This is a genomic window from Catellatospora sp. TT07R-123, from assembly GCF_018327705.1.
In the GTDB taxonomy this organism is placed as follows: domain Bacteria; phylum Actinomycetota; class Actinomycetes; order Mycobacteriales; family Micromonosporaceae; genus Catellatospora.
Genome location: NZ_BNEM01000002.1, coordinates 2,267,641 through 2,287,826 on the forward strand (window position 1 = coordinate 2,267,641; position 20,186 = coordinate 2,287,826).

The window sequence follows — 20,186 nt, forward strand, 5'->3', positions numbered from 1 at the left end:
GGCGTCACGCTCCTTCTGCGGCCGACGGTGCGGTCCCGGCCGGGCCGGCCGCCGGGTGCTGCCCGCGTGCGGGGTCGAAGTACCCGTAGAGCACGGGCAGCAGGTACAGGATCAGCAGCACGGCGGTGACCAGGCCGCCCAGCGCGGTGACCGCCAGCGGGCGCAGGATCTCCAGGCCCGCCACGTTGCCCAGGGCCAGCATCGGCACCAGCGCCGCCGCCACGGCCAGCGCCGTGGTGACGATCGGCGCGAACCGGTCGCCGACGCCGTACGACGGCTGCGCGCCCGCCGCGGCGGCCTGCTGCTGCCAGCCGCGGACGAGCAGCACGCCCTCGCGCACGGCCAGCGCCAGCGGCACCCCGAGGCCCAGCAGCGAGCCGATCGAGACGCCGACGCCGGTCAGCAGCGCCAGCAGCACCCCGCCGAACAGGGACGCGGGCAGCAGCAGGATCAGCAGCGTAGCCAGCCGCCAGCTGCCGAACGCCGCCTGGAGCAGCAGGTAGGCCGCGATCGCCGCGACCGCGAGCAGCGCCAGCAGGCGCCAGTGCGCGGGGCCCGCGGTGGTGTAGTCGCCCAGCACCTCGGCGTGGTATTCGACCGGGAACTGGACGTTCTTCAGCTCGCCCTGGATGTCGCGGGCGACCATGTCGACCGGGCGGCCGGTCACGTCGACGGGGATGTCGACGCGGCGGGACACGGAGTCGTGGCGGATGTCCGCCGGCGCCGACACGAGCCGTACGTTCGCCACGTCGGACAGCTTCACGTGCTCGCCGGTCGGGGTGTCGATGAGCAGGTTGCCGACGGCGGCGACGCTGCTGCGCACCGACGGCACGCCCAGCACGACCACGTCGAAGACCTTCTGCTCCTCGAACAGGCTGCCCGCGGTCAGGCCGGAGACCAGCACGGCGGCGCTGCGCCGGACGTCGCCGGGCTTGATGCCGTACTTCTCCGCCCGCGCCAGGTCGACCTCGACCTCGATGGTGGCCTGGTCCTTGCCCAGGTCCACCGGCCGGGCCGTGACCCCGTCGACCTGGTCGAGGATCCCGCGCACCTCCTGCGCCTTGGCCCGCAGCGTGTCCAGGTCCTTGCCGTAGATCCGCACCACCAGGTCGCCCTTGGTGCCGGTCAGCGCCTCGTTGACCTGCTGCGCCGGATACGTGATCACGTGGTGGTCGAACCCCGGGTACTGGCTCACCACGTCCTGGATGCGGTCGGTGGTGGCGGTGTAGTCCGCCTTCGGGTCGATGGTCAGCCAGAACTCGCCGGAGTTCATGCCGACGGCCTGGTCGGAGTTGACGGCCCGGCCCACGTGCACGCCGACGTTGGACACGCCCTCGGTGGCCCGCAGCCGCTCGCTGACCTGCCCGGCGACCCGGACCATCTCCTGCTGGGACATGCTGGGCACCCCGGTCCAGCGGACCAGCAGGTTGCGGTCCTGCGGCACCGGCAGCAGCGCCTGGCCGCCCAGCAGCGGCGCGAGCAGCGGCCCGGCCAGGGCCAGCACCAGCGCGGTGGCCAGGGCCAGCTTCGGGTGGCGGCTGCCGCGCAGCGACAGGCCCTCGTAGCGGCGCCGCAGCCAGCCCAGCGCGGGCGACTGCGCGGGCAGGTCCGCCCTGCGGTACAGCAGCCAGGTCAGCACCGGGGTGAGCGTCAGCGACAGCAGCAGCGAGGCCAGCACCGCCAGCCCGCACGACCACGCCATCGGGCCGGTGAAGGCGCCGGTGAGGCCGCCGATGAACAGCAGCGGGGCGAGCCCGGCGAGCAGGATCAGGGTGGCGTACAGCAGCGGCACGCGGGTGCGCAGCACCACGTCGGCGAACGACTGCTCGGTGACCGGTTCGCCCTCGCGGCGCGCCAGCCCCCGTCTGGCGTTGTCCGTCTCCGTGACCACGTCGTGCACCACCACCGTCAGGGCGAACATCAGCCCCGCCAGCACCAGCATGTTGACCCCGCCGCCGCGCAGGTCGAGCACGAGCACCGCCAGCAGCAGCGACAGCGGGATGACGATCAGCGCGATCAGGGCGGCGCGCCAGTCCAGCAGCAGCGCCCCGATCACGATCACCGCGAGCAGGATGCTCAGCAGTACGGCGGTGCGCAGGTTGCCCAGCGCCGACTCGATGAAGCTGGCCGGGCGGTAGAGGGTGGTGTCGACCTGGACTCCGGCCATACCCGGCTCCAGGGACTTCAGCGCGTCCTCGACGCCCTTGGTGACCTCCAGCGTGTTGGCGCCGGGGAACTTCTCCACCACCAGCATCAGGCCGGGCTTGTCGCCGACCAGGGCGTCGCCGATCAGCGGGAGCTGGTGGTCCTCGGTCACGGTGGCCACGTCGCCCAGCCGCATGATCCGCTCGCCGTTGCGCACCGGCGCCTGGGCGGTCTGGTCCTCACCCGTGGCGCGGGGCTGCTCCAGCGGCACCTTGGCCAGTTCGGCGGCGGTGTGGATGGGCAGGATGTGCTGGATGCTCAGCCGCTGGTTGGGCGTCTCGACGAAGCCGCTGGTGCCGGGGGTGGACGCCTCGACGAAGGTCAGCGGGGACACCCACAGCGCGTTGCCGGTGGTCTCGACGACCTGGGTAAGCGTGACGCCCGCGGCGGCCAGCTTCTCGGGGTCGACCTGGACCTGCAACTGCCGGTCGCGCTCGCCCCAGATGGACACGTTGGCCACCCCGGGCACGCCCATCAGCTTGGGTTTGACCTGCCAGTGCGCGAGCAGGGACATGTCGATGAGCGACACGTCCGGCGAGGACAGGCCGACGACCATGACCCGGCTGGTGGAGGAGACGGGCTGGATCATGTTGGGGGCCTTGGACACGTGCGGCAGCGCGACCGCCTGGGTGAGCCGCTCCTGCACCGCCTGGCGGGCCCGCAGCACGTCGGTGCCGGGTTCGAACACCAGGTCCACCTGCGACAGGCCACTCATCGACTGCGACCGGATCGACTCCAGCCACGGCACGCCGTTGAGCAGGTCCTGTTCCAACGGGACGGTGATGAACTGCTCCACCTCGGTGGCCGACAGTCCCAGCGCCTCGGTCTGGATCTCGACGGTCGGCGGCGAGAACTCGGGCAGCACATCGGATGCGGACTTGTTCAGCCTGGTGAAGCCGAAGAACATCAGCAGTGCCGCCACCGGTATGACCAGCAGGCGGAACTTCAGACTCGACCGGATGATCCAGCGCATCATGGCCCGCCCCCGTTCCTAGCAGCGGTCACGGCGTAAGCGGTGGTGCCGGACAGGCCCTCGGAGCGCCATGCCCCTGCCACCGCTTCCGCCGTTTCACGGAAGTCCTCCGCCCGTCAACGCTACGCCCGCGACCCGCTCCAACTGGGAGTTTTCTGGCAGTTAGGGCCAAATCAGAGAGGTACCTGTGAGCAGGCTGGACGGTCCGGTGCCGGGCCTCGCGCACGGTGGGGCGGCGGGTTGTCGGCGGGGTCGGGTAGTGTCCCGCGCGGCGAGGTCGTAGCGCAGAGGTCGTCGCGCCTTGACTGCAAGCTGGAGGACGTCGGTTCGAATCCGACCGGCCTCGCCCCCACAGCAACCCGCGCACGGCCCGGCGGCGACGCCGGGTCGTGCCGCGACTGAAGTGCCGGGAGGGTCCGATGCCGCCGAGCAGCACGCGGATGCCGTCCGCGCGCGCGGCCGGACCGGCGGTGTCCGCCTCTGATGTGGACGCCTGCCTGCGGGTGCTGGACGCCCTGCGGGGCGGGACGCTCGCCGAGGCGGACGCGGCGGCGGTCGGCCGCGCGGTCGGCGCCGCCTACCGCGACGGGCGCCGGGAGCGGCGGGCGGCCCGCACGGCGCAGCGCCGCGAGCAGGACCTGGAGCTGCTTGCCGCCGCGCGCCGGTTCCGGGAGGAGATCCCGGCGCTGACGGCCGCGTCCCCGGCCGCGGCCGCCGACGAGCAGCCCCGGCTGCACAAGCCCCGCCGCTGCTACGTGTGCAAGACGCACTACCGGCTGGTCGACGCCGACTACCACCTGATGTGCCCGGACTGCGCGCACGACAACCGGCTGCGCCGCGACGCCCGCTGCGACCTGACCGGGCGGCGGGCCGTGGTCACCGGCGGGCGCGTCAAGATCGGGTTCCACGTCGCGCTGAAGCTGCTGCGCGACGGGGCGGACGTGCTGGTGACGACCCGTTTTCCGTACGATGCCGCCCGCCGCTTCGCGGCCGTGCCCGACGCCGCCGACTGGCGCGACCGGCTGCACGTGCACGGGGTGGACTTCCTGGACCTGCCCGGCGTGCTCGACCTGGTCGACGCGGTCAACCGGCGCTGGGACCACCTCGACATCCTGGTCAACAACGCCGCGCAGACGCTGCACCGCCCGGCCGCCTACCACCGCGAGGTGCGGGCGGCCGAGCTGACGCCGCTGTCGGGCGCCGCCGCCGCGATCGAGGCGGTGCCCGCGCGGGCCCCCGGCGGCGCCGCGACCGCCGCGCACCTGCCCGCGCTGGTGCAGTCGCTGTTCCCGGCCGGAGCGGTCGACGAGACCGGCGAGCCGCTGGACCTGCGCGAGGTCAACAGCTGGGTGCTGCGCGACCGGGACGTGACCCCGCAGGAGTGGCTGGAGGTGCACGTGGTGAACGCGTTCGCGCCGTTCCTGCTCACCTCGCGCCTGCGGCCGCTGCTGGCCGCCGCCCCGCACCCGCTGCGGCACGTGGTGCAGGTGTCGGCGATGGAGGGCAGCTTCTCCCGCGAGTTCAAGACCGAGCGGCACCCGCACACCAACATGGCCAAGGCGTCCATGAACATGATCACCCGCACCCTGGCCGCCGACTACCGCGGCGACGGCATCCTGATGAACAGCGTGGACACCGGCTGGGTCACCGACGAGCGGCCGCACCCGGCCAAGCAGGCGCAGCGCCAGGCCGGGTTCCGCCCGCCGCTGGACGTCGTCGACGGCGCCGCCCGGGTGTACGACCCGATCGTGCGCGAGCAGCACGGCGACCCCGTGCACGGCCAGTTCCTCAAGGACTACCGGCCGGTGCCGTGGTGAGCGCGCCGACCCCGCCCGCCGGCCCGGTCCCGGTGCGCTGCCCCGCCATCACCCACCCGGAGCTGGGCCTGGCCGACCCCGGCGACTTCGACGCGCTGCTGGCCCGCCTGGCCGACCCGGCCGCGGTCGCCGCGTCCGAGGACTTCCCACGCGGCACGCTGCAACCCGACGGGCGGCTCGACCTGTGCAAACAGGGCCTCGGGCCGTACGCGGCACAGCGCGTGGTGCCGGCGGCGGTCGCGTTCGGGCACGCCACCCACCTGCTGCTGGGCACCAACGGGCTGGGCAGCGAGGGCGCCCGCGTGGTCGCCGACGCGCTCACCGACGGCCACCGGGTGCAGACCGTCTACCTCGGCTGCAACCGCATCGACGCCGACGGCGCCGGAGCGCTGGCCGACCGGCTGGCCGCCGACCGCACCGTGCGGGCGCTGTGGCTCAAGCGCAACCCGATCGGCGACGCGGGCCTGGCCCGGCTGTGCACCGCCCTGGCCGGCAACACCGCGCTGCGCACCCTCGACCTGGTCAACACCGGGTTGACCGCGACCGGGCTGGGCGAGCTGGCCCGCACCCTGGCCGGGCGGGCGGCGCCGCTGGAGCGGCTGTTCCTGGGCGGCAACGGCCTGGGCCCCGAGGCCGTCGCGGCGCTGGCCTCGATCGTCCACGACGGCCGCGTCCGCGAGCTCTACCTGGCCGCCAACGCCCTCGGCGACACCGGCGCCGCCGCGCTGGCCGAGGCCGTCGAAGGGCTGCCGATGACGCTGGGCCTGGGCGGCAACGGCCTCACCCCGGCCGGGGTGGCCGCACTGGCCGCCCGGCTGGGCGCCTGGCACGCCCTGGACCTGGCCCGGCCGCCGTCGGAGCGGGCGCTGGGCGCCACCGCCAACACCGTCGGCGACGACGGGGCCGCCGCGCTGGCCGCGGTCCTGCCCGCCAGCGCGCTGCGGCGGCTGGACCTGCGCTTCACCGCCATCACCGGCCGGGGCGCGAAGGTGCTGGTCGCGGCCCTGAACGACGACATGCCCCTGCGCTACCTCGGCCTCAACGGCGGCGTGCCCCGGCGGCTGCGGCGGCTGTCGACGGCCGTGCTCGGCCCCGCCGAGGCCCCGCACCCCGACATCAGCGCGATCGCGAGCGTCTACCGATGAGCGACCCCGACCAGGCCCACCAGAACGACCTGCCCACCTGGCGCCGCGTGCGGCGGTATGCCGTACCGGCGCAGATGGTCGCGCGGGCCACGGCCCGGCGGCTGGCCGGCGACTGGCGCGGCGCCTGCGCCGCCGCCAACGTCGACGTGCGGTTCGACGAGGCGGAACTCGTCGGCACCTACGGTGCCGAGGCGGCCGCGCGGCTGGCCGGCGAGCTGGCCGGGTTCGCCCCCGACCTGCTGCGCTGGCACCTGCCCCGGGCCCTGGGCGGCCGCGCCAGCCTGTCCACCGGCGACGTGTTCGCGCTCGCCCCGAAGGCCGACACGGTCCCCGAGGAGCTGCCCCGGCTGGTGGTCGTGCTGCCGAAGACCGTCGACGGCTCGCAGCGGCTGCGCCTGGAGGTGCGCACCACCGCCCGCGAGGAGCTGCCCGGTCACCTGTGGGACGCCCGGCAGGCGCACGGGCTGCGCGCGGCCTGGGGCGGCGCGGAGCGGATGCCGTTCCTCGCCCCCGACGGCACCCCGCTGGCCGCCGCCGAGCTGGGTGCCGGCGACACCGCACCGGCCCGCGCCGAGCGCGCGGCCGCGCTGCTGGCGGCGGGCGACGTCGTCGCGGCCTGGCGGGTGGCCGGGATCGAGCTGGACCCGGCCGAGGCCAAGGGCCGCTGGGGCACCGCGATGACCGTCCAGGGCCTGCCCGCGCTGAACCTGGTCGGCCTGCCCGCGCAGGCCCGCGCGCTGGCGGCGCGGCGCGGCGTGACCGCGGTCCGGGTCAGCTTCGGCTGGCGCACCCGCATCGAGCTGGACCTGAGCGGGCCCGACGACGGCGGCCCGATCGGCGCGCGGCTGAGCAGCGACCGGGACACCCCGGCGGCGGACCTGGCCGAGCCGGTCCACCGGCTGCCGGTCGACCTGGAGCTGCTGCGGCACGGCCTGATCACCGTCGCCGAGCTGCACCCGCTGATCCGCGCCGCGCTGGCGCCGGACGCGGTGACGCCCGAGCACCGCGACGAGCCCGAGGTGCCGGAGTTCGCCCCGGTCGCGGTGCGCTGCCGGGGCGCGTGGCACCGGGTGCACAACGACGCGGGCCTGCTGCGCGTGCTCGACCACACGCCCGAGGAGGTGCTGCGCGAGCGGATGATGCACGGCCTCGGCGGCAGGACCGCGGGCTGCTTCGCCGCCGAGCAGTCCTGGCACGACGGCAGGGGCCGGCTGCCCAGACTCCTGCGCGCCCAGCGCGACGACCTCATGCAGCGGGTGCTGCACGGCGACACCGACGGCCTGCTCGCGCTGCTGGACCGGGGCATGGACCCGCGCATCCGCGACGGGCGCGGCTTCACGCTGCTGCACCACCTGCGCTGCCTGGACCACGAGCGGCTGCTGCCCCGGCTGCTGGCCGCCGGGCTGCACGTCGACGAGCGCGACCACCGGGGCCGTACGCCGCTGCACGTGGCGGTCGGCTGGGTCGGCACGGCCGCGCTGGTGAAGGCGCTGCTGGACGCGGGCGCCGACCCGAGGGCCGACGACGAGAGCGGGGTGTCGCCGACGCTGCTGCTGGAGTACAAGGGCGGCGACTACTTCGACTCCGAGGACGAGGACTGGTTCGACGGCCAGGCCGACCTGCGCCTGGTGAAGCGATACCTGGACGAGGCGGGGGAACAGTGACGAGGGTGGAGGATCCGCTGCTGGCGGCCGACGAGCTGATCGGCCGCACCCGGGCGTGGCGCAGCGAGCCGGTGACCGACCCGCGTGCGCAGGCGCTGGCGCTGGCGGTGTCGGCGAACCTGCCGGTGCTGCTGTGGGGCGAGCCGGGCATCGGCAAGTCGGCGACGTTGCAGCAGCTCGCGGCCGGGCTGGGGGTGCCGCTGGAGACGGTGATCGCCAGCGTGCACGAGCCTTCGGACTTCGCCGGGCTGCCGATCGTGGGCGACAACCCCGCCGTGGACGGGGTGCCGATGGCGCCGCCGGACTGGGCGGTGCGGCTGGCCCGTACCGGGCGGGGGCTGCTGTTCTTCGACGAGCTGTCGTCGGCGCCCCCGGCGGTGCAGGCGGCGCTGCTGCGGGTGGTGCTGGAGCGGCGCGTCGGCAGCCTGGAGCTGCCCGCCTCGATCCGGATCGTGGCGGCGGCCAACCCGCCCGCCAGCGCCGCCGACGGCTGGCACCTGAGCCCGCCGCTGGCCAACCGGTTCGTGCACCTGCACTGGACGCACGACCCGGCGGCGGTGGCCCGGGGCCTGGCCGGGACCTGGCCGTCGATCACGGTCCCCGCGGTGGTCCCGTCGCGTACGGCCGGTGCCGTGGCCAAGGCCCGCGGCACCATCGCCGGTTTCCTCACCGCCCGGCCCGGCCTGGTGCACCACCTGCCCACCGACGCCGACAGCCGGGGCGGGGCGTGGCCGTCGCCGCGCAGCTGGGAGATGGCGCTGCGGCTGCTGGCGTTCCACCTGTGCACCGACACCAGCCGCGACGCGCTGGCCACGGCCGTGATCGGGGCGGTGGGCGACGGGCCGGGCCTGGAGTTCACCACGTACCTCCAGGAGCTGGACCTGCCCGACCCGGAGCGGGTGCTGGCCGACCCGGAGGCGTTCGCGCTGCCCGAGCGCGGCGACCGGCAGCTGGCGTTCCTGGCCGCGGTGGTCGCGGCGGTGCAGGCCCGGGTGACCCGGCCGCGCTGGGAGGCGGGCTGGGTGGTGCTGGCCAAGGCCGTCGAGGCGGGCGTGCCGGACGTGGCCGCGCGGGCGGCGCTGGACCTGGCGGCGCTGCGCGACACCGACTGGCCGGTGCCCGCGTCGATCGACGCGTTCGTCGAGGTGCTGAGCCTGTCCGGAATGCTCGCCGGCCGATGACCGCCGGGGCACCGGACGGCACCGGGCGCTCGGACGGTTCCGCGCGGCTGGACCGCACCCGGCTGCTGGCGGCGCGGCTGCGCGCCGCCCAGGACCGGCCCTACCTGGGCACCGCGCTGTACAGCCTGACCGTGGTCGCCAGCGAGCAGGTGCCGACGATGGGCGTGGACCGGTACTGGCGCTGCTACGTCAATCCCGACTTCGTCGCGCGGACGCCGGTCGAGCAGCTGGCGGCGGTGTGGATCCACGAGGTGGCGCACCTGCTGCGCGACCACCACGGCCGGGCCGACCGGCTGCCCGTCGCCGACCGGCACGACCACCACCGGCTCAACGTGGCACAGGACTGCGAGATCAACGACGACCTGATCGCCGACGGGCTGCCGCTGCCGGAGAACCGAGTCGACCCGAAGGGGCTGGGCCTGCCGACGGGGCAGCTGTTCGAGCAGTACCTGCCGTCGCTGCCGCGTACGCGGCTGGTGCTGGTGCAGTGCGGGTCGGGCGCGCACGGGATCTCGATGCCGTGGGAGCTGGACGGCCAGGTGGGCGTGTCGGGCGTGGAGGCTGACGCGATCCGGCGGCAGACCGCGCAGGCGATGCGCTCGCACCAGCGCTCGCGCGGCAGGCTGCCGGGCGGCTGGCAGCGCTGGGCGGAGCAGGTCCTGGAGCCGACCGTCGACTGGCGGCAGGCGCTGACCGGCGCGGTGCGCGAGGCGGCGGCCTGGGCGAGCGGGGCGGTGGACTACACGTACCAGCGGCCGTCGCGGCGCGGGGCGGCGCTGCGCGGCGTGGTGCTGCCGAGCCTGCGCGCCCCGCTGCCGCGCGTGGCGATCGTGGTGGACACGTCCGGTTCGATGTCGCCGGACGACCTGGCGGCGGTGATGGGCGAGATCGCGGGCGTGCTGCGCGCGGTCGGCGTACGAGGCAACCGGGTCACCGTGCTGGCCTGCGACGCCGACGTGCACGCGACCCGCAAGGTGTCCACGCTCGGCGAGGTGGTGCTGGCCGGCGGCGGCGGCACGGACATGCGCGTGGGCATCGGCGCGGCGCTGGCGGTGCCGCAGCCGCCGCACATCGTCATCGTGCTCACCGACGGCTACACGCCGTGGCCGGAGGCCGCGCTGAGCCGGACGAGGATCATCGCGGGCCTGGTCGGCACGGAGCCGCCGACGCCTCCGCCGTGGATCGAGTCGGTTCTCATCACGACCAACTCTGCCAAAACGTGAGTTGAGGCAGCTCGGAGATGGTTTTGTGTACCCATACGATCAGCACGTTCGGGGGGATCGGTCATGGGCACACTCGCTGCGCGCACGGCGATGACCGGCGCCATCGGCGCCGCGGCGGCGGTTCTGGCGTTTCCGGTGGCGGCGTCGGCGGCCGCCGACGTCACCGTCAATCCGTCCGCGGTGGCCCCGGGCGGGCAGTTCACCGTCGCGGCCTACTGCGGCGCCAGCGCCACCTCGGCGCGATTGAGCGGCACGAGCTGGGGCGGCCCGTCGGAGATCACGCTGGACGGGTACACCGAGGGCGGGCCGGGCGCGTTCGCGGCCACGCTGACGGTGCCGGCGGCGACCCTGCCGGGGACGTACCAGCTGGATGTCACCTGCGGTGACGGCGAGACCGGGACCGGCAGCCTGGTGGTGTCGCCGACGGGCGCACCCGAGGGCGGCGGCGGCGCGACGTCGCTGGGGCCGAACCGGGTGCTGCTGGCCGCGGGCGGCGGCCTGCTGCTGGTGTCCGGCGCGGGCGCCGGTCTGCTGCTGCGCCGGAGGTACCGTGGCCACCACTGTGCCTGAGCCCGCGCCCGGGTCGCGTCCGGACGGACCGCCGGGCCCGCCGGGGCCCGTGCCGCCAGGGCGCGAGCCGGTGCCGGGGCAGGCCCTGGTGCCGGTGTCGGCGCAGCTTCCGGTGCCGGTGCAGCTGCTGCTGGGCCGCCATCGGGCGGGCGGGCGGCGCCGCATGGGCCGGTTCAGCGCGACCACGCTGACCGCAGTGTGCGCGCTGCTCGGGCTGGGGCTGCTGGCCGCCGCCCTCATCACGGCGCCCGAGCCGCCGCCGCAGCCCGCCGCCGACGGCAGCCGCTACCACGCCGGGGACGCCGACCGGCGCCCCGACGCGCGCGGGGTGCGGCCGATGGACCGGTCGGTGCCGGTCCGGGTGCGCATCCCGGCGATCAACGTGGACGCGGTCGTGGTCACCGTCGGCACCAATCCCGACGGCACGCTCCAGGTGCCCGAGCTGACCCACGCCGACCTGACCGGCTGGTACCGGTATGGGCCCAGCCCCGGCGAGCGCGGCAACGCCGTCATCGTCGGCCACGTGGACACCCGGGCCAGCGGTCCGGCGGTCTTCTACGACCTGGGACGGCTGGCGGCGGGCACCCGGGTCGAGGTGGTCCGGATGGACGGCACCGTGGCGGTGTTCGGCGTGGTCAAGGTGCGTTCGTTCCCGAAGGCGGAGTTCCCGGCGACACGGGTGTTCGGCAGCAGCGACGACATGGGGCTGCGCCTGGTGACCTGCGGCGGGACGTACGACGAGGCCCAGCGCAACTATCTGAACAGCACCGTCGTCTTCGCCTCGCTCACCGGCACCGAGCGCGTGAGCTGAACCGCGCCGTCAGCCGGTCAGGCGACCAGCTCGGCCACGGCCGACTCGAACACGTCGGCGTGCTGGGCCACGTCGGCGTCGGAGGTGTCCGGGCACATCAGCGCCATGTTGTGGAACGGCGTCATCAGGATGCCCCGGTTCAGCGTGTACAGGTGCATGTACTCGTCGAGCAGGTCGTCGGCGGCCGCGGCGGACTCGCCGCCCGAGCGCGGCGCGGGCCTGGTGAACCGGTATTCCGCGCGTGCCCCGAGCTGGGTCACCGACCAGGGGACGGCCGCGGTCTCCAGGACCCGCCGCACGTCCTCGGTGTACGTGTCGGCCAGCCGGATCATGTGCGCGAACGCGTCGTCGGTGAGCACCTCGGCCAGTGTGGCGCGCATCGCCGCCAGCGACAGCGCGTTGCCGGCCAGGGTGCCGCCGACGCCGCCGACGTCCACGATGTCGGCCTCGCCGCTGCTCGCGCGCCGGTGCACGGCGTCGGCGACCTCGTCGCTCAGCCCGTAGGCGCCGCAGGGGATGCCGCCGCCGATCGACTTGCCGATGACGAAGACGTCGGGGCGCAGCCCGTCGCGCATCGTCATGCCGCCGGGACCGGCCGAGATCGTGTGCGTCTCGTCGATCATGAGCAGCGCGCCGTACCTCGTGGCCAGTTCGCGCAGGCCGTCGAGGAAGCCGGGTTCGGGCAGCACGATGCCGATGTTGGTCAGCGCGGGCTCGGTCAGGATCGCCGCGACGTCGCCGTGGGCCAGCTCCCGCTCCACGGCGGCCAGGTCGTTCCACTCGGCGACGCGCGTGGTGACGGTCGGGTCGACGGCCGGGGCCACGTTGCCGGGACGGCTGGCCGGGCGGCCGTCGGGTCCGACCACGATGAAGGTCTCGTCGACCGACCCGTGGTAGCAGTACGAGAAGACCAGCAGCTTCGGCCGACCGGTGACCAGCCGGGCCAGGCGCACCGCCCAGCGGTTGGCGTCGGTGGCGCTGAGCGTGAACGACCACTTCGGCAGGCCGAACCGGCGGGCCAGCTCCGCGCCGACCCACTCCGCGTCCTCGGTGGGCAGCATGGTGGTGATGCCGCCGTCGGTGCCGATGCGGCGGGCCACGGCCCGGACCGTGGGCTGCGGGCTGTGCCCGGCCATCGCCCCGGTGTCGCCGAGCGCGAAGTCGGTGTAGGTCCGCCCGTCCACATCGGTGATCTTGTTGCCGTGCGCGGTGGCGTAGGCGAGCGGGAAGCCGCCCGCCCACTTGCTCATCCAGGTCATCGGCACCCGCCCGAACAGGTGGTCGGCCGCGGCGTGCAGCTCCAGCGAGCGCGGGTGGTCGGCCCGGTAGCGCTCGCGCTCGCGGTCCACGAGCTGCTCCACCCGGGTACGGTCGATGCCGGTCATCCCGGCACGGTAACACGGTTTCCGAGCTTTTCGATCTACTCGCCTTCGGATTCCGTGGCGGTGAGCCGCCCCGGCCGGTCAGCTCACCGCTGCCGCCACCTCACAGTGCCGCCCGGTGCCGGGCCCGCGCGATGGCCCAGGCGGCGTTGACCAGGCCGATGTGGCTGAACGCCTGCGGGAAGTTGCCCAGCAGCTCGCCGCTGTCCGGGTCCACCTCCTCGGCCAGCAGCCCGACGTCGTTGACGTACGCGGCGGCGCGCTGGAACACCTCGGTGGCGTGGTTGACCCGGCCCGCCTCGGCCAGCGCCTCGGCCAGCCAGAACGTGCACAGCAGGAACGTGCCCTCGCCCCCGCGCAGCCCGTCCACGCCCGCCTCGGCCCGGTACCGGTAGACCAGGCCGCGCTCGTCGGTGAGCCGGTCGGCGATCGCCTCGACCGTGGCCAGCACCCGCGGGTCGGTGGCGGGCAGGAACCCGACGATCGGCAGCATCAGGCAGGACGCGTCCAGTTCGTCGCTCCCGAAGTACTGCGTGAACGCGCCGACGCGCTCGTTCCAGCCCTCGCGCAGAATCGTGGCGTGCAGGTCGTCGCGGACGCGGGCCCACTGCGGCACCCGGTCGGCGGCGCCGAGCCGGTCGGCGAGCCGGATCGCCCGGTCCAGCGCCACCCAGCACATCACCTTCGAGTACGTGAAGTGCCGCGGGCCGCCGCGCACCTCCCAGATGCCCTGGTCCGGGTCGTGGCAGCGGCGGGCGGCGGTGTCGGCCAGGGCGACCAGGAAGGCGCGCATCTCGTCGTCCATGGTCGCGATGTGCCGTTCGAGGCGGCACGCCGCGTCGAGCAGTTCGCCGTACACGTCGATCTGCTGCTGGTCCCAGGCGCCGTTGCCGACCCGCACCGGGCGGCTGTCCCGCCAGCCGTGCAGGCGCGGCAGGGTGCGTTCGGACAGGTCGTGCTCGCCGCCGACGCCGTACATGATCTGGAGCGGGCGGTCGGCGCTCAGCGTCCCGGCGGCGGCGGTCGTCATGAAGGCGAAGAAGCTCTCCGCCTCGTCCGGGCAGGCGGCGACCCACAGCGCCTGCATGGTGAAGCTGGCGTCGCGAACCCAGGAGTACCGGTAGTCCCAGTTGCGCTCCCCGCCGACCTCCTCCGGCAGCGAGGTGGTCGGCGCGGCCACGATCGCACCGCTCGGCTGGTAGGTCAGCCCCTGGAGCACGCGACCGCTGTGGTGCACCAGCTCGCGCCACGGGCCCTCGTACCGCTGGTGCAGCGCGGACCACGAGCGCCAGGACTCGATCGTCGCCGCCGTCCGGGCGGCGATCTCCTCCTCGGACCAGACCCGCGCGGGCTGCTGCTCCAGCGTGGAGCGGTGCAGGGCGAACCACAGCTCCTGGCCGCCGCGCACGGTCAGCCGCGCCCGCGCGTCACCTTCGGCGAGCTCCAGCGGTACGGGACTCGACAGCACCAGCCGGTCGGCGCCGCCCCGCACGGACACGCCCCCGTCGACCGCCGACAGCAGCGGCTGGACCAGCCCGTACTCGGGGCGGGGACGGAAGTGCAGCTCGAACCCGACCTCGCCGTCCAGGCCGCGCAGCCCGCGCATCAGCAGGTGCGGGGCGCCCTCGCCGAGGGCGTGGCCGTGGTTGCCCTCCCCCATCGCCATCGCGTCGGTGAGCACGGCCGTGCCGGTCGCGGTGTGGAAGGTCGTCTCCAGCACCAGCGTCTGATCGGCGTATCCGCGCAGCGTGTGGTGCTCGTCGACGGGGGTGACGGACCAGTGCCCGCCGCCGTCGTCGAGGAGCCGGTCGAACACCGACGGGCTGTCGAAGCGCGGGAAGCACAGCCAGTCGACCGACCCGTCCCGGGTCACCAGCGCCGCGCTGTGGCAGTCGGACAGCAGCGCGTGCGCGCCGATCGGTACGCCGCTCATGCTCCCAGTCTCACCACGACCGGCGCCCGCGGTGACACTTTCGCCGCAGCCCACACCTAATCCGGTGTAGTCACACCATATGAGGTGTGGGCTGCGGCGGTACGTACGTACCTACCGCGCCGTCACCGTGATCTCGGAGACGGCGGGCAGGGCGGTCGGGGCGTCGTCGGTGACCCAGGCGTACTCCAGCGCGGCCAGGCGGCCGTCCTGGAGCCACAGCAGCAGCTCCCCGGCGAACTCGCCGTCGGGGCCGGTCACCGCGGCGTCCACCGGCACCAGGCCGTCGGCCAGCGGGGCCGCGGGCGCCGACGCGGGCACGACCAGGTCCAGGCTCGGCCCGTCGCCGTCGTCCCACGCGCCCTCGGCGGTCGCGGCCTCCACCTGGTCCCGCAGCGCCTGCGCGCCCTCGATCGGGGCCGACAGCAGGTGGCGCAGCACCGCCCGCTCCTGCTCGGTCAGCGGTCGTCCGGTCGCGTCGCTCATCGTGGCATCCTTCCAGGTGTCGATCACGGAATGAAGGCGGTACCGATCTTGGGTACGCCGTTCACGACGGCGCCCCGGATGGTCACCGTGGCGCCCTCGATGATCCGGGTCACCTCGAACCGGCCCGCCGCGGGCAGCCCCTCACCGCTGGCGAGGCTGTCGACCAGCGCTTTCATCGCCTCCGAGCGGCCGCCGGCCGCCTCGACGATGGGCTCCAGGTTGTGCTTGGCCGGGTCGATGATGTGGGCGAGCTTGGACTCGGTGTTGGCGTACTCGTACGCCTGCTCCATCACCTCTTCCGAGAAGCCCTCGCCCGCGGCGGCGCCCTCGGCTGCCGCCCCTTCCGCAGCAGCCCCCTCAGCAGCAGCGCCCTCGGCAGCCGCGGCCTCAGCGGCAGCAGCCTCGGCAGCGGCAGCTTCGGCGGCAGCGGCCTCGGCGGCGGCAGCAGCAGCCGCTTCCGCAGCGGCGGCCTCAGCAGCAGCAGCCGCGGCAGCCTCCGCGGCGGCGGCCTCGGCGGCGGCGACGGCAGCGGCCTCAGCAGCAGCCTCAGCAGCGGCAGCGGCAGCGGCCTCCGCAGCGGCCTCGGCGGCGGCAATGGCGGCAGCTTCCGCGGCGCCCGCGGCCAGGATCTCCGGTAGCAGGAAGACCGCCAGCGCGATCAGCGCGATCGCGCCCACCACCAGGGCCACCTTGACCCCGAAGGAGCAGTCGGTCAGCCCGGAGCAGTTGTCGGCGAACGCCGGAGCGGCCCAGACGCCGACCGCGGCGACCGCGGCCGCCGCGAGCACGGCGACGCGGCGCACGATCCGTGCCCAGAACCCGGCGGCCCGGCGCCCGGTCCGCGCCGCGAAGGTCGCGGTGCCCGGCGGCGGGAACGCGGGCGGTTCTCCCGCTACCGGCGCAGACGGCGGAGCCGGCGGGGCGGCGGGCGGGGCGGCCGGAGCCGACGCGGGCGGCGCGGCGGGCGGGGTCGCGATCGGCTGCGTCGGGATCGCCAGCGTCGGCGGCACCGACTCCGCGGCTGCGGCCGTACCGGCTGTACCGCCGGTGGTGGCCGGACCGGCCGGACCTGCCGGGGTGCGCAGGCGGCCGAAGGTCAGGCGCGGGCCGGGCAGCAGGAACACCGACACGATGAACGACAGGAAGATCGAGACGACCAGCGGCGTGAACGAGCGCTCGCCCTGGTCCACGAACGGCTGCACGATCAGCGACGTGGACAGGTAGCTGAACAGCACGCAGACGCCGATCCGGACCAGCAGCGGCACCTTGGCCACGATCGCCGGGTAGTACGGGATCAGCGGCACCACCGCGACGCGCAGCAGCAGGATGCCGGTCAGCAGCACCCACACCACCAGGCCCAGGAACAGGTTGCCGACCAGGCCGGACAGCAGCAGCGTGACGAACAGCGCCTGCGCGGGCAGGAGCAGCAGCCGCATCACGTCGGGCAGCGCGCCGGGCGGCTTCGGGGCCGCCACGGCCACGGCGGGCGGGCGGACCGGCTTGCGCGCGGCCAGCAGCACCGCGACACTGCGGGCCACCGCGGCGAACCCGGCGAACACCGCCAGCCAGAACGTGTTCGACTGGATCGGCTGCACCGCCGCGGTGTCGGGCACCTGCCCGGCGAAGCTCCACAGCGGACGGATCATGAACGGCGTGGCGTGCGCCCAGGCGTAGGTGTACCCGGCCACGACCAGCACGTACACGCCCTGTCCGGCCAGCAGGGCCAGGTCGGCGTTGCTTTTGCGGACCACCTGCGCGGTCCTGACGGCGAAGCCCGTGCCGAGCAGCGGGGCGATCACCAGCAGGCTGGCCAGCAGCAGGTACGACATCACCAGCGGGACGTACCCGGTGGTGAACTTGTCGAGCGGGTCGCCGTAGAACCAGAAGCCGGGCAGGCCGGTGCGGTCGGTCACGACCAGGTCCACCAGCGTGTACCCGGACCAGGTCCACAGCCCGACCGCCGAGCCCGCCCCTGCCGCCAGCACCATCAGCGCGACCACGAAGAACGAGTACGTGTAGACGGTGCCGGGGTGGATCAGTCCGAGGAACGCCCCGAGCACGAAGCCGCCCAGTGGCGCGACCAGCGCCAGCGGCGGCCAGGCGCGCAGGTACGCGCCGTCACCTGTGATCGCGCCCAGGGTCAGCCAGAACCGCCGCATCGCGGCGGGCAGCTGCAACCAGAGCGTGTCTACCAGCTTGTTCACGGCACCTCCGAGGGGTTCGGGGCGGGGGCCTCGACCGGCGCGGCCGCCGGTCCGGTGGAGCGGGCGGCCAGGCGGCTGATCCCGGCCGCGGCGACGGCGCCGAGCGTGGCGCCGTACACGACGTGGCCGAGGGCCGAGACCTCCAGGAACTCGTTGAGCATCTGGATGCGCAGCCAGGTCGGGTAGAGGAACGCCATGCACAGTTCCAGGCCGATGCCCCACAGCGCGCCGGTCCACCAGGACGGGCGCCGGAACACCATCGTGTACGCCAGGCCGAAGAACGTGCCGTTGGAGATGTGGTACGCCAGGCCCACCGCGAAGATCAGCGCATCGGGATGGTTCGTGCCGATGAACAGCTCGCCGAAGATGTGGAACACGTGGAACGGCTTGAACGACATGTCGAACAGCGCCACCACACCGTAGCGCGCCGCGTCGTACGCCAGGGTGCCGATGAGGCCGGCGACCAGGCCGACCCCGGCCCGCCGGCGCAGCGCGCGGCGCCCGGCGGGGTCCAGGCGCGACAGCACGAAGCCGAAGACCGCCGCCCCCAGCAGCGCGAACGCGCCGATGGCCAGCGGCAGCGAGATGTCGGTGAGGATGTGCAGCACCAGGCCGGCGCCGCCGGCCATGGGCAATCCGATGAGGAAGATCCGCCTACGCAGCGCCGGGACACTGAGGTTAGCCGTCACGCGCCGCTCCTATCCGAACAGGACACGTGGTACAGCAAACAGCCGCGACCCGGCAACCGGAAGCCCCGAACGGTGGAGGCGGGCCGCCTGTCGGCCTACGCGGGGCGCAGCGCGGCGAGCACGAAGTCGGTGACCTCGCGGGTGAGCTCGTCGGCGCCCTTGGGGCCGTCGGGGCGATACCAGACCGGGATCTGGTTGACCATGCCGAACACCATCAGCGTCACCGTCTCGGCCGAGGCCACCGAGGCCAGCTCGCCGCGCGCCTGCCCGCGGTCGATCACGGCACGGAAGGTCTCGTGGTAGCGGCGCCGGTCGGCGCGGATCGCCTCGCGCCGCTCCCGGTCCAGCCGGTGCATCTCGCGGCCGAAGACCGCCGCCTCCTGGGCGTGCCCGGCGGTCGTGGCGACCAGGCTGGCGATCACGGCGCGGACGGCCTCGGCCGTCGGCATCTCCCGCGCCACGATCGCGTCCAGCTCCGTGAGCTGGAGGGTGATCAGGTGGTGGTAGATCTCGTACAGCAGGTCGTCCTTGGAGCTGAAGTAGTGGTAGAGCGCGCCCTTGGTGACCTGGGCGCGCTCCACCACCTGCTGCACCGACGTGGCGTCGTAGCCCTGCCCGGCGAACAGCTCCACCGCGGCGGCGAGCACCCGCTCGCGCACCCCCGGCCGCCGACCTGCCACGTCTGCTCCCGTCATCGGTATCGGGCCAGCTCCCGCTGCGCCACCGTGCGGCGGTGCACCTCGTCGGGACCGTCCGCGATCTGGAGGGTACGCGCGTGGGCGTACAGCGAGGCCAGTGGCGTGTCCTGGGACACCCCGGCCGCGCCGTGGGCCTGGATGGCGCGGTCGATGACCCGGCAGGCCATCGCGGGCACCACCACCTTGATCGCGGCGATCTCGGTGCGCGCCCCCCGGTTGCCGACGGTGTCCATCAGCCAGGCCGTCTTCAGCACCAGCAGCCGGGCCTGCTCGATGTCGATGCGGGCGTCGGCGATCCACTCCTGCACCACGCCGTGGCCCGCGATCGGGCCGCCGAACGTCTCGCGCGACAGCACGCGGCGGCACATCAGCTCCAGGGCGCGTTCGGCCATACCGATGAGGCGCATGCAGTGGTGGATGCGGCCCGGACCCAGGCGCGCCTGGGCGATGGCGAAGCCCTCGTGCTCGCCGCCGACGAGGTTGGTCACCGGCACCCGGACCCGATCGAACTCGATCTCGGCGTGGCCGCCGTGGCTGCGGTCGTCGTAGCCGAACACGTGCGTGGAGCGGCGCCGGGTGACGCCGGGGGTGTCCAGCGGCACCAGGATCATGCTGTGGCGGCGGTGGCGCGGCCCGTCCGGGTCGGACAGCCCCATCACGATCGAGATCTCGCAGCGGGGGTTCATCGCACCCGACGACCACCACTTGCGCCCGTCCACCACGTACTCGTCGCCGTCGCGGGTGATGCGCAGCGCGATGTTGTTGGCGTCGGAGGAGGCCACCTCGGGCTCGGTCATCGAGAAGCAGGACCGGATCTGCCCGGCCAGCAGCGGTTTGAGCCACCGTTCGTGCTGCTCCGGGGTGCCGAACTGGGCCAGCAGCTCCATGTTGCCGGTGTCGGGGGCGGCGCAGTTCATCGCCTCCGGTGCCAGCAGCGGGCTGCGGCCGGACAGCTCGGCCAGGTGCGCGTACTGGAGGTTGGTCAGCCCGGCGCCGTGCCCGGCGTCGGGCAGGAACAGGTTCCACAGCCCCCGGGCCTGGGCCTCCCGCTTGAGGTCCGCCATCAGCGGCGGGGAGTCCCACCGGTCCGGTTCGGCCGCCATCTGCGCCTCGAACCCGGCCTCGGCCGGGAAGACCACCTCATCGAGGAAGGCCTGCACCCTGCCCGCCAGCTCGGCCGTACGCCCGTCCATCGCGAAGTCCATGCC

General features: G+C 74.3%; 15 protein-coding genes and 1 tRNA gene. 8 read left to right on the top strand and 8 right to left on the bottom strand.

Going from position 1 to position 20,186, the window contains the following annotated elements; genetic code table 11:
* Positions 1-4: 4 nt before the first annotated feature.
* On the bottom strand, positions 5-3,181 hold the full coding sequence (locus Cs7R123_RS30135; RefSeq protein ID WP_212831430.1) for an efflux RND transporter permease subunit: 3,177 nt from the start codon (positions 3,179-3,181) through the stop codon (positions 5-7).
* Between the two features lie 270 nt (positions 3,182-3,451).
* Between Cs7R123_RS30135 and Cs7R123_RS30140 the strand changes: the two genes are divergently transcribed.
* From Cs7R123_RS30140 to Cs7R123_RS30175, 8 genes are all read left to right on the top strand, one after another.
* Positions 3,452-3,524, top strand: a tRNA-Cys gene (locus tag Cs7R123_RS30140).
* Between the two features lie 94 nt (positions 3,525-3,618).
* The gene (locus tag Cs7R123_RS30145; protein WP_212831431.1) at positions 3,619-4,995 is read left to right on the top strand and encodes an SDR family NAD(P)-dependent oxidoreductase; all 1,377 of its coding nucleotides are present in this window, start codon (positions 3,619-3,621) and stop codon (positions 4,993-4,995) included.
* Entirely contained in the window at positions 4,992-6,140 is a 1,149-nt protein-coding gene (locus Cs7R123_RS30150; protein WP_212831432.1) for a gala protein, read from the top strand. The genes Cs7R123_RS30145 and Cs7R123_RS30150 overlap by 4 nt, the downstream gene beginning before the upstream one ends.
* Positions 6,137-7,804: an ankyrin repeat domain-containing protein gene (locus Cs7R123_RS30155; protein WP_212831433.1), complete on the top strand. Its 1,668-nt coding sequence runs from the start codon at positions 6,137-6,139 to the stop codon at positions 7,802-7,804. The genes Cs7R123_RS30150 and Cs7R123_RS30155 overlap by 4 nt, the downstream gene beginning before the upstream one ends.
* Before the next feature lie 5 nt (positions 7,805-7,809).
* Complete coding sequence (locus Cs7R123_RS30160; protein ID WP_244872234.1) at positions 7,810-8,985, top strand: AAA family ATPase; 1,176 nt, start codon at positions 7,810-7,812, stop codon at positions 8,983-8,985.
* Positions 8,982-10,208: a VWA-like domain-containing protein gene (locus Cs7R123_RS30165; protein ID WP_212831436.1), complete on the top strand. Its 1,227-nt coding sequence runs from the start codon at positions 8,982-8,984 to the stop codon at positions 10,206-10,208. The genes Cs7R123_RS30160 and Cs7R123_RS30165 overlap by 4 nt, the downstream gene beginning before the upstream one ends.
* Positions 10,209-10,271: 63 nt before the next feature.
* Positions 10,272-10,778, top strand: a complete 507-nt coding sequence (locus Cs7R123_RS30170) for a hypothetical protein (protein ID WP_212831438.1) — start codon at positions 10,272-10,274, stop codon at positions 10,776-10,778.
* Positions 10,779-10,848: 70 nt separating this feature from the next.
* Complete coding sequence (locus Cs7R123_RS30175; RefSeq protein WP_244872235.1) at positions 10,849-11,589, top strand: class F sortase; 741 nt, start codon at positions 10,849-10,851, stop codon at positions 11,587-11,589.
* 17 nt (positions 11,590-11,606) lie between these two features.
* On the opposite strand, the gene Cs7R123_RS30180 is transcribed toward Cs7R123_RS30175, so the two are convergent.
* The 7 genes from Cs7R123_RS30180 to Cs7R123_RS30210 form a co-directional block, all read right to left on the bottom strand.
* Positions 11,607-12,974: a transaminase gene (locus Cs7R123_RS30180; RefSeq protein WP_212831440.1), complete on the bottom strand. Its 1,368-nt coding sequence runs from the start codon at positions 12,972-12,974 to the stop codon at positions 11,607-11,609.
* 100 nt (positions 12,975-13,074) lie between these two features.
* Positions 13,075-14,904, bottom strand: a complete 1,830-nt coding sequence (locus Cs7R123_RS30185) for a glycoside hydrolase family 15 protein (RefSeq protein ID WP_212831442.1) — start codon at positions 14,902-14,904, stop codon at positions 13,075-13,077.
* 111 nt (positions 14,905-15,015) lie between these two features.
* Complete coding sequence (locus Cs7R123_RS30190) at positions 15,016-15,387, bottom strand: hypothetical protein (RefSeq protein WP_212831444.1); 372 nt, start codon at positions 15,385-15,387, stop codon at positions 15,016-15,018.
* Between the two features lie 23 nt (positions 15,388-15,410).
* Positions 15,411-17,591: a hypothetical protein gene (locus Cs7R123_RS30195; RefSeq protein ID WP_212831445.1), complete on the bottom strand. Its 2,181-nt coding sequence runs from the start codon at positions 17,589-17,591 to the stop codon at positions 15,411-15,413.
* Complete coding sequence (locus tag Cs7R123_RS30200; RefSeq protein WP_212831447.1) at positions 17,588-18,280, bottom strand: hypothetical protein; 693 nt, start codon at positions 18,278-18,280, stop codon at positions 17,588-17,590. Before Cs7R123_RS30200 ends, Cs7R123_RS30195 begins: the two co-directional genes overlap by 4 nt.
* Positions 18,281-18,375: 95 nt before the next feature.
* Positions 18,376-18,960 carry a TetR/AcrR family transcriptional regulator gene (locus Cs7R123_RS30205; RefSeq protein WP_212831449.1) on the bottom strand — a complete coding sequence of 195 codons (585 nt, stop codon included), beginning with the start codon at positions 18,958-18,960 and terminating at the stop codon, positions 18,376-18,378.
* A gap of 11 nt (positions 18,961-18,971) precedes the next feature.
* A complete protein-coding gene (locus tag Cs7R123_RS30210; protein WP_212831451.1) occupies positions 18,972-20,183 on the bottom strand; it encodes an acyl-CoA dehydrogenase family protein in 1,212 nt (403 codons plus the stop codon).
* Positions 20,184-20,186: the final 3 nt, after the last annotated feature.

Coding starts and splice junctions, on each gene's coding strand:
- Cs7R123_RS30165 (WP_212831436.1), top strand. CDS start 8,982: ATGACCGCCGGGGCACCGGACGGCACCGGGCGCTCGGACGGTTCCGCG.
- Cs7R123_RS30145 (WP_212831431.1), top strand. CDS start 3,619: ATGCCGTCCGCGCGCGCGGCCGGACCGGCGGTGTCCGCCTCTGATGTG.
- Cs7R123_RS30185 (WP_212831442.1), bottom strand. CDS start 14,904: ATGAGCGGCGTACCGATCGGCGCGCACGCGCTGCTGTCCGACTGCCAC.
- Cs7R123_RS30170 (WP_212831438.1), top strand. CDS start 10,272: ATGGGCACACTCGCTGCGCGCACGGCGATGACCGGCGCCATCGGCGCC.
- Cs7R123_RS30190 (WP_212831444.1), bottom strand. CDS start 15,387: ATGAGCGACGCGACCGGACGACCGCTGACCGAGCAGGAGCGGGCGGTG.
- Cs7R123_RS30180 (WP_212831440.1), bottom strand. CDS start 12,974: ATGACCGGCATCGACCGTACCCGGGTGGAGCAGCTCGTGGACCGCGAG.
- Cs7R123_RS30155 (WP_212831433.1), top strand. CDS start 6,137: ATGAGCGACCCCGACCAGGCCCACCAGAACGACCTGCCCACCTGGCGC.
- Cs7R123_RS30135 (WP_212831430.1), bottom strand. CDS start 3,181: ATGATGCGCTGGATCATCCGGTCGAGTCTGAAGTTCCGCCTGCTGGTC.
- Cs7R123_RS30210 (WP_212831451.1), bottom strand. CDS start 20,183: ATGGACTTCGCGATGGACGGGCGTACGGCCGAGCTGGCGGGCAGGGTG.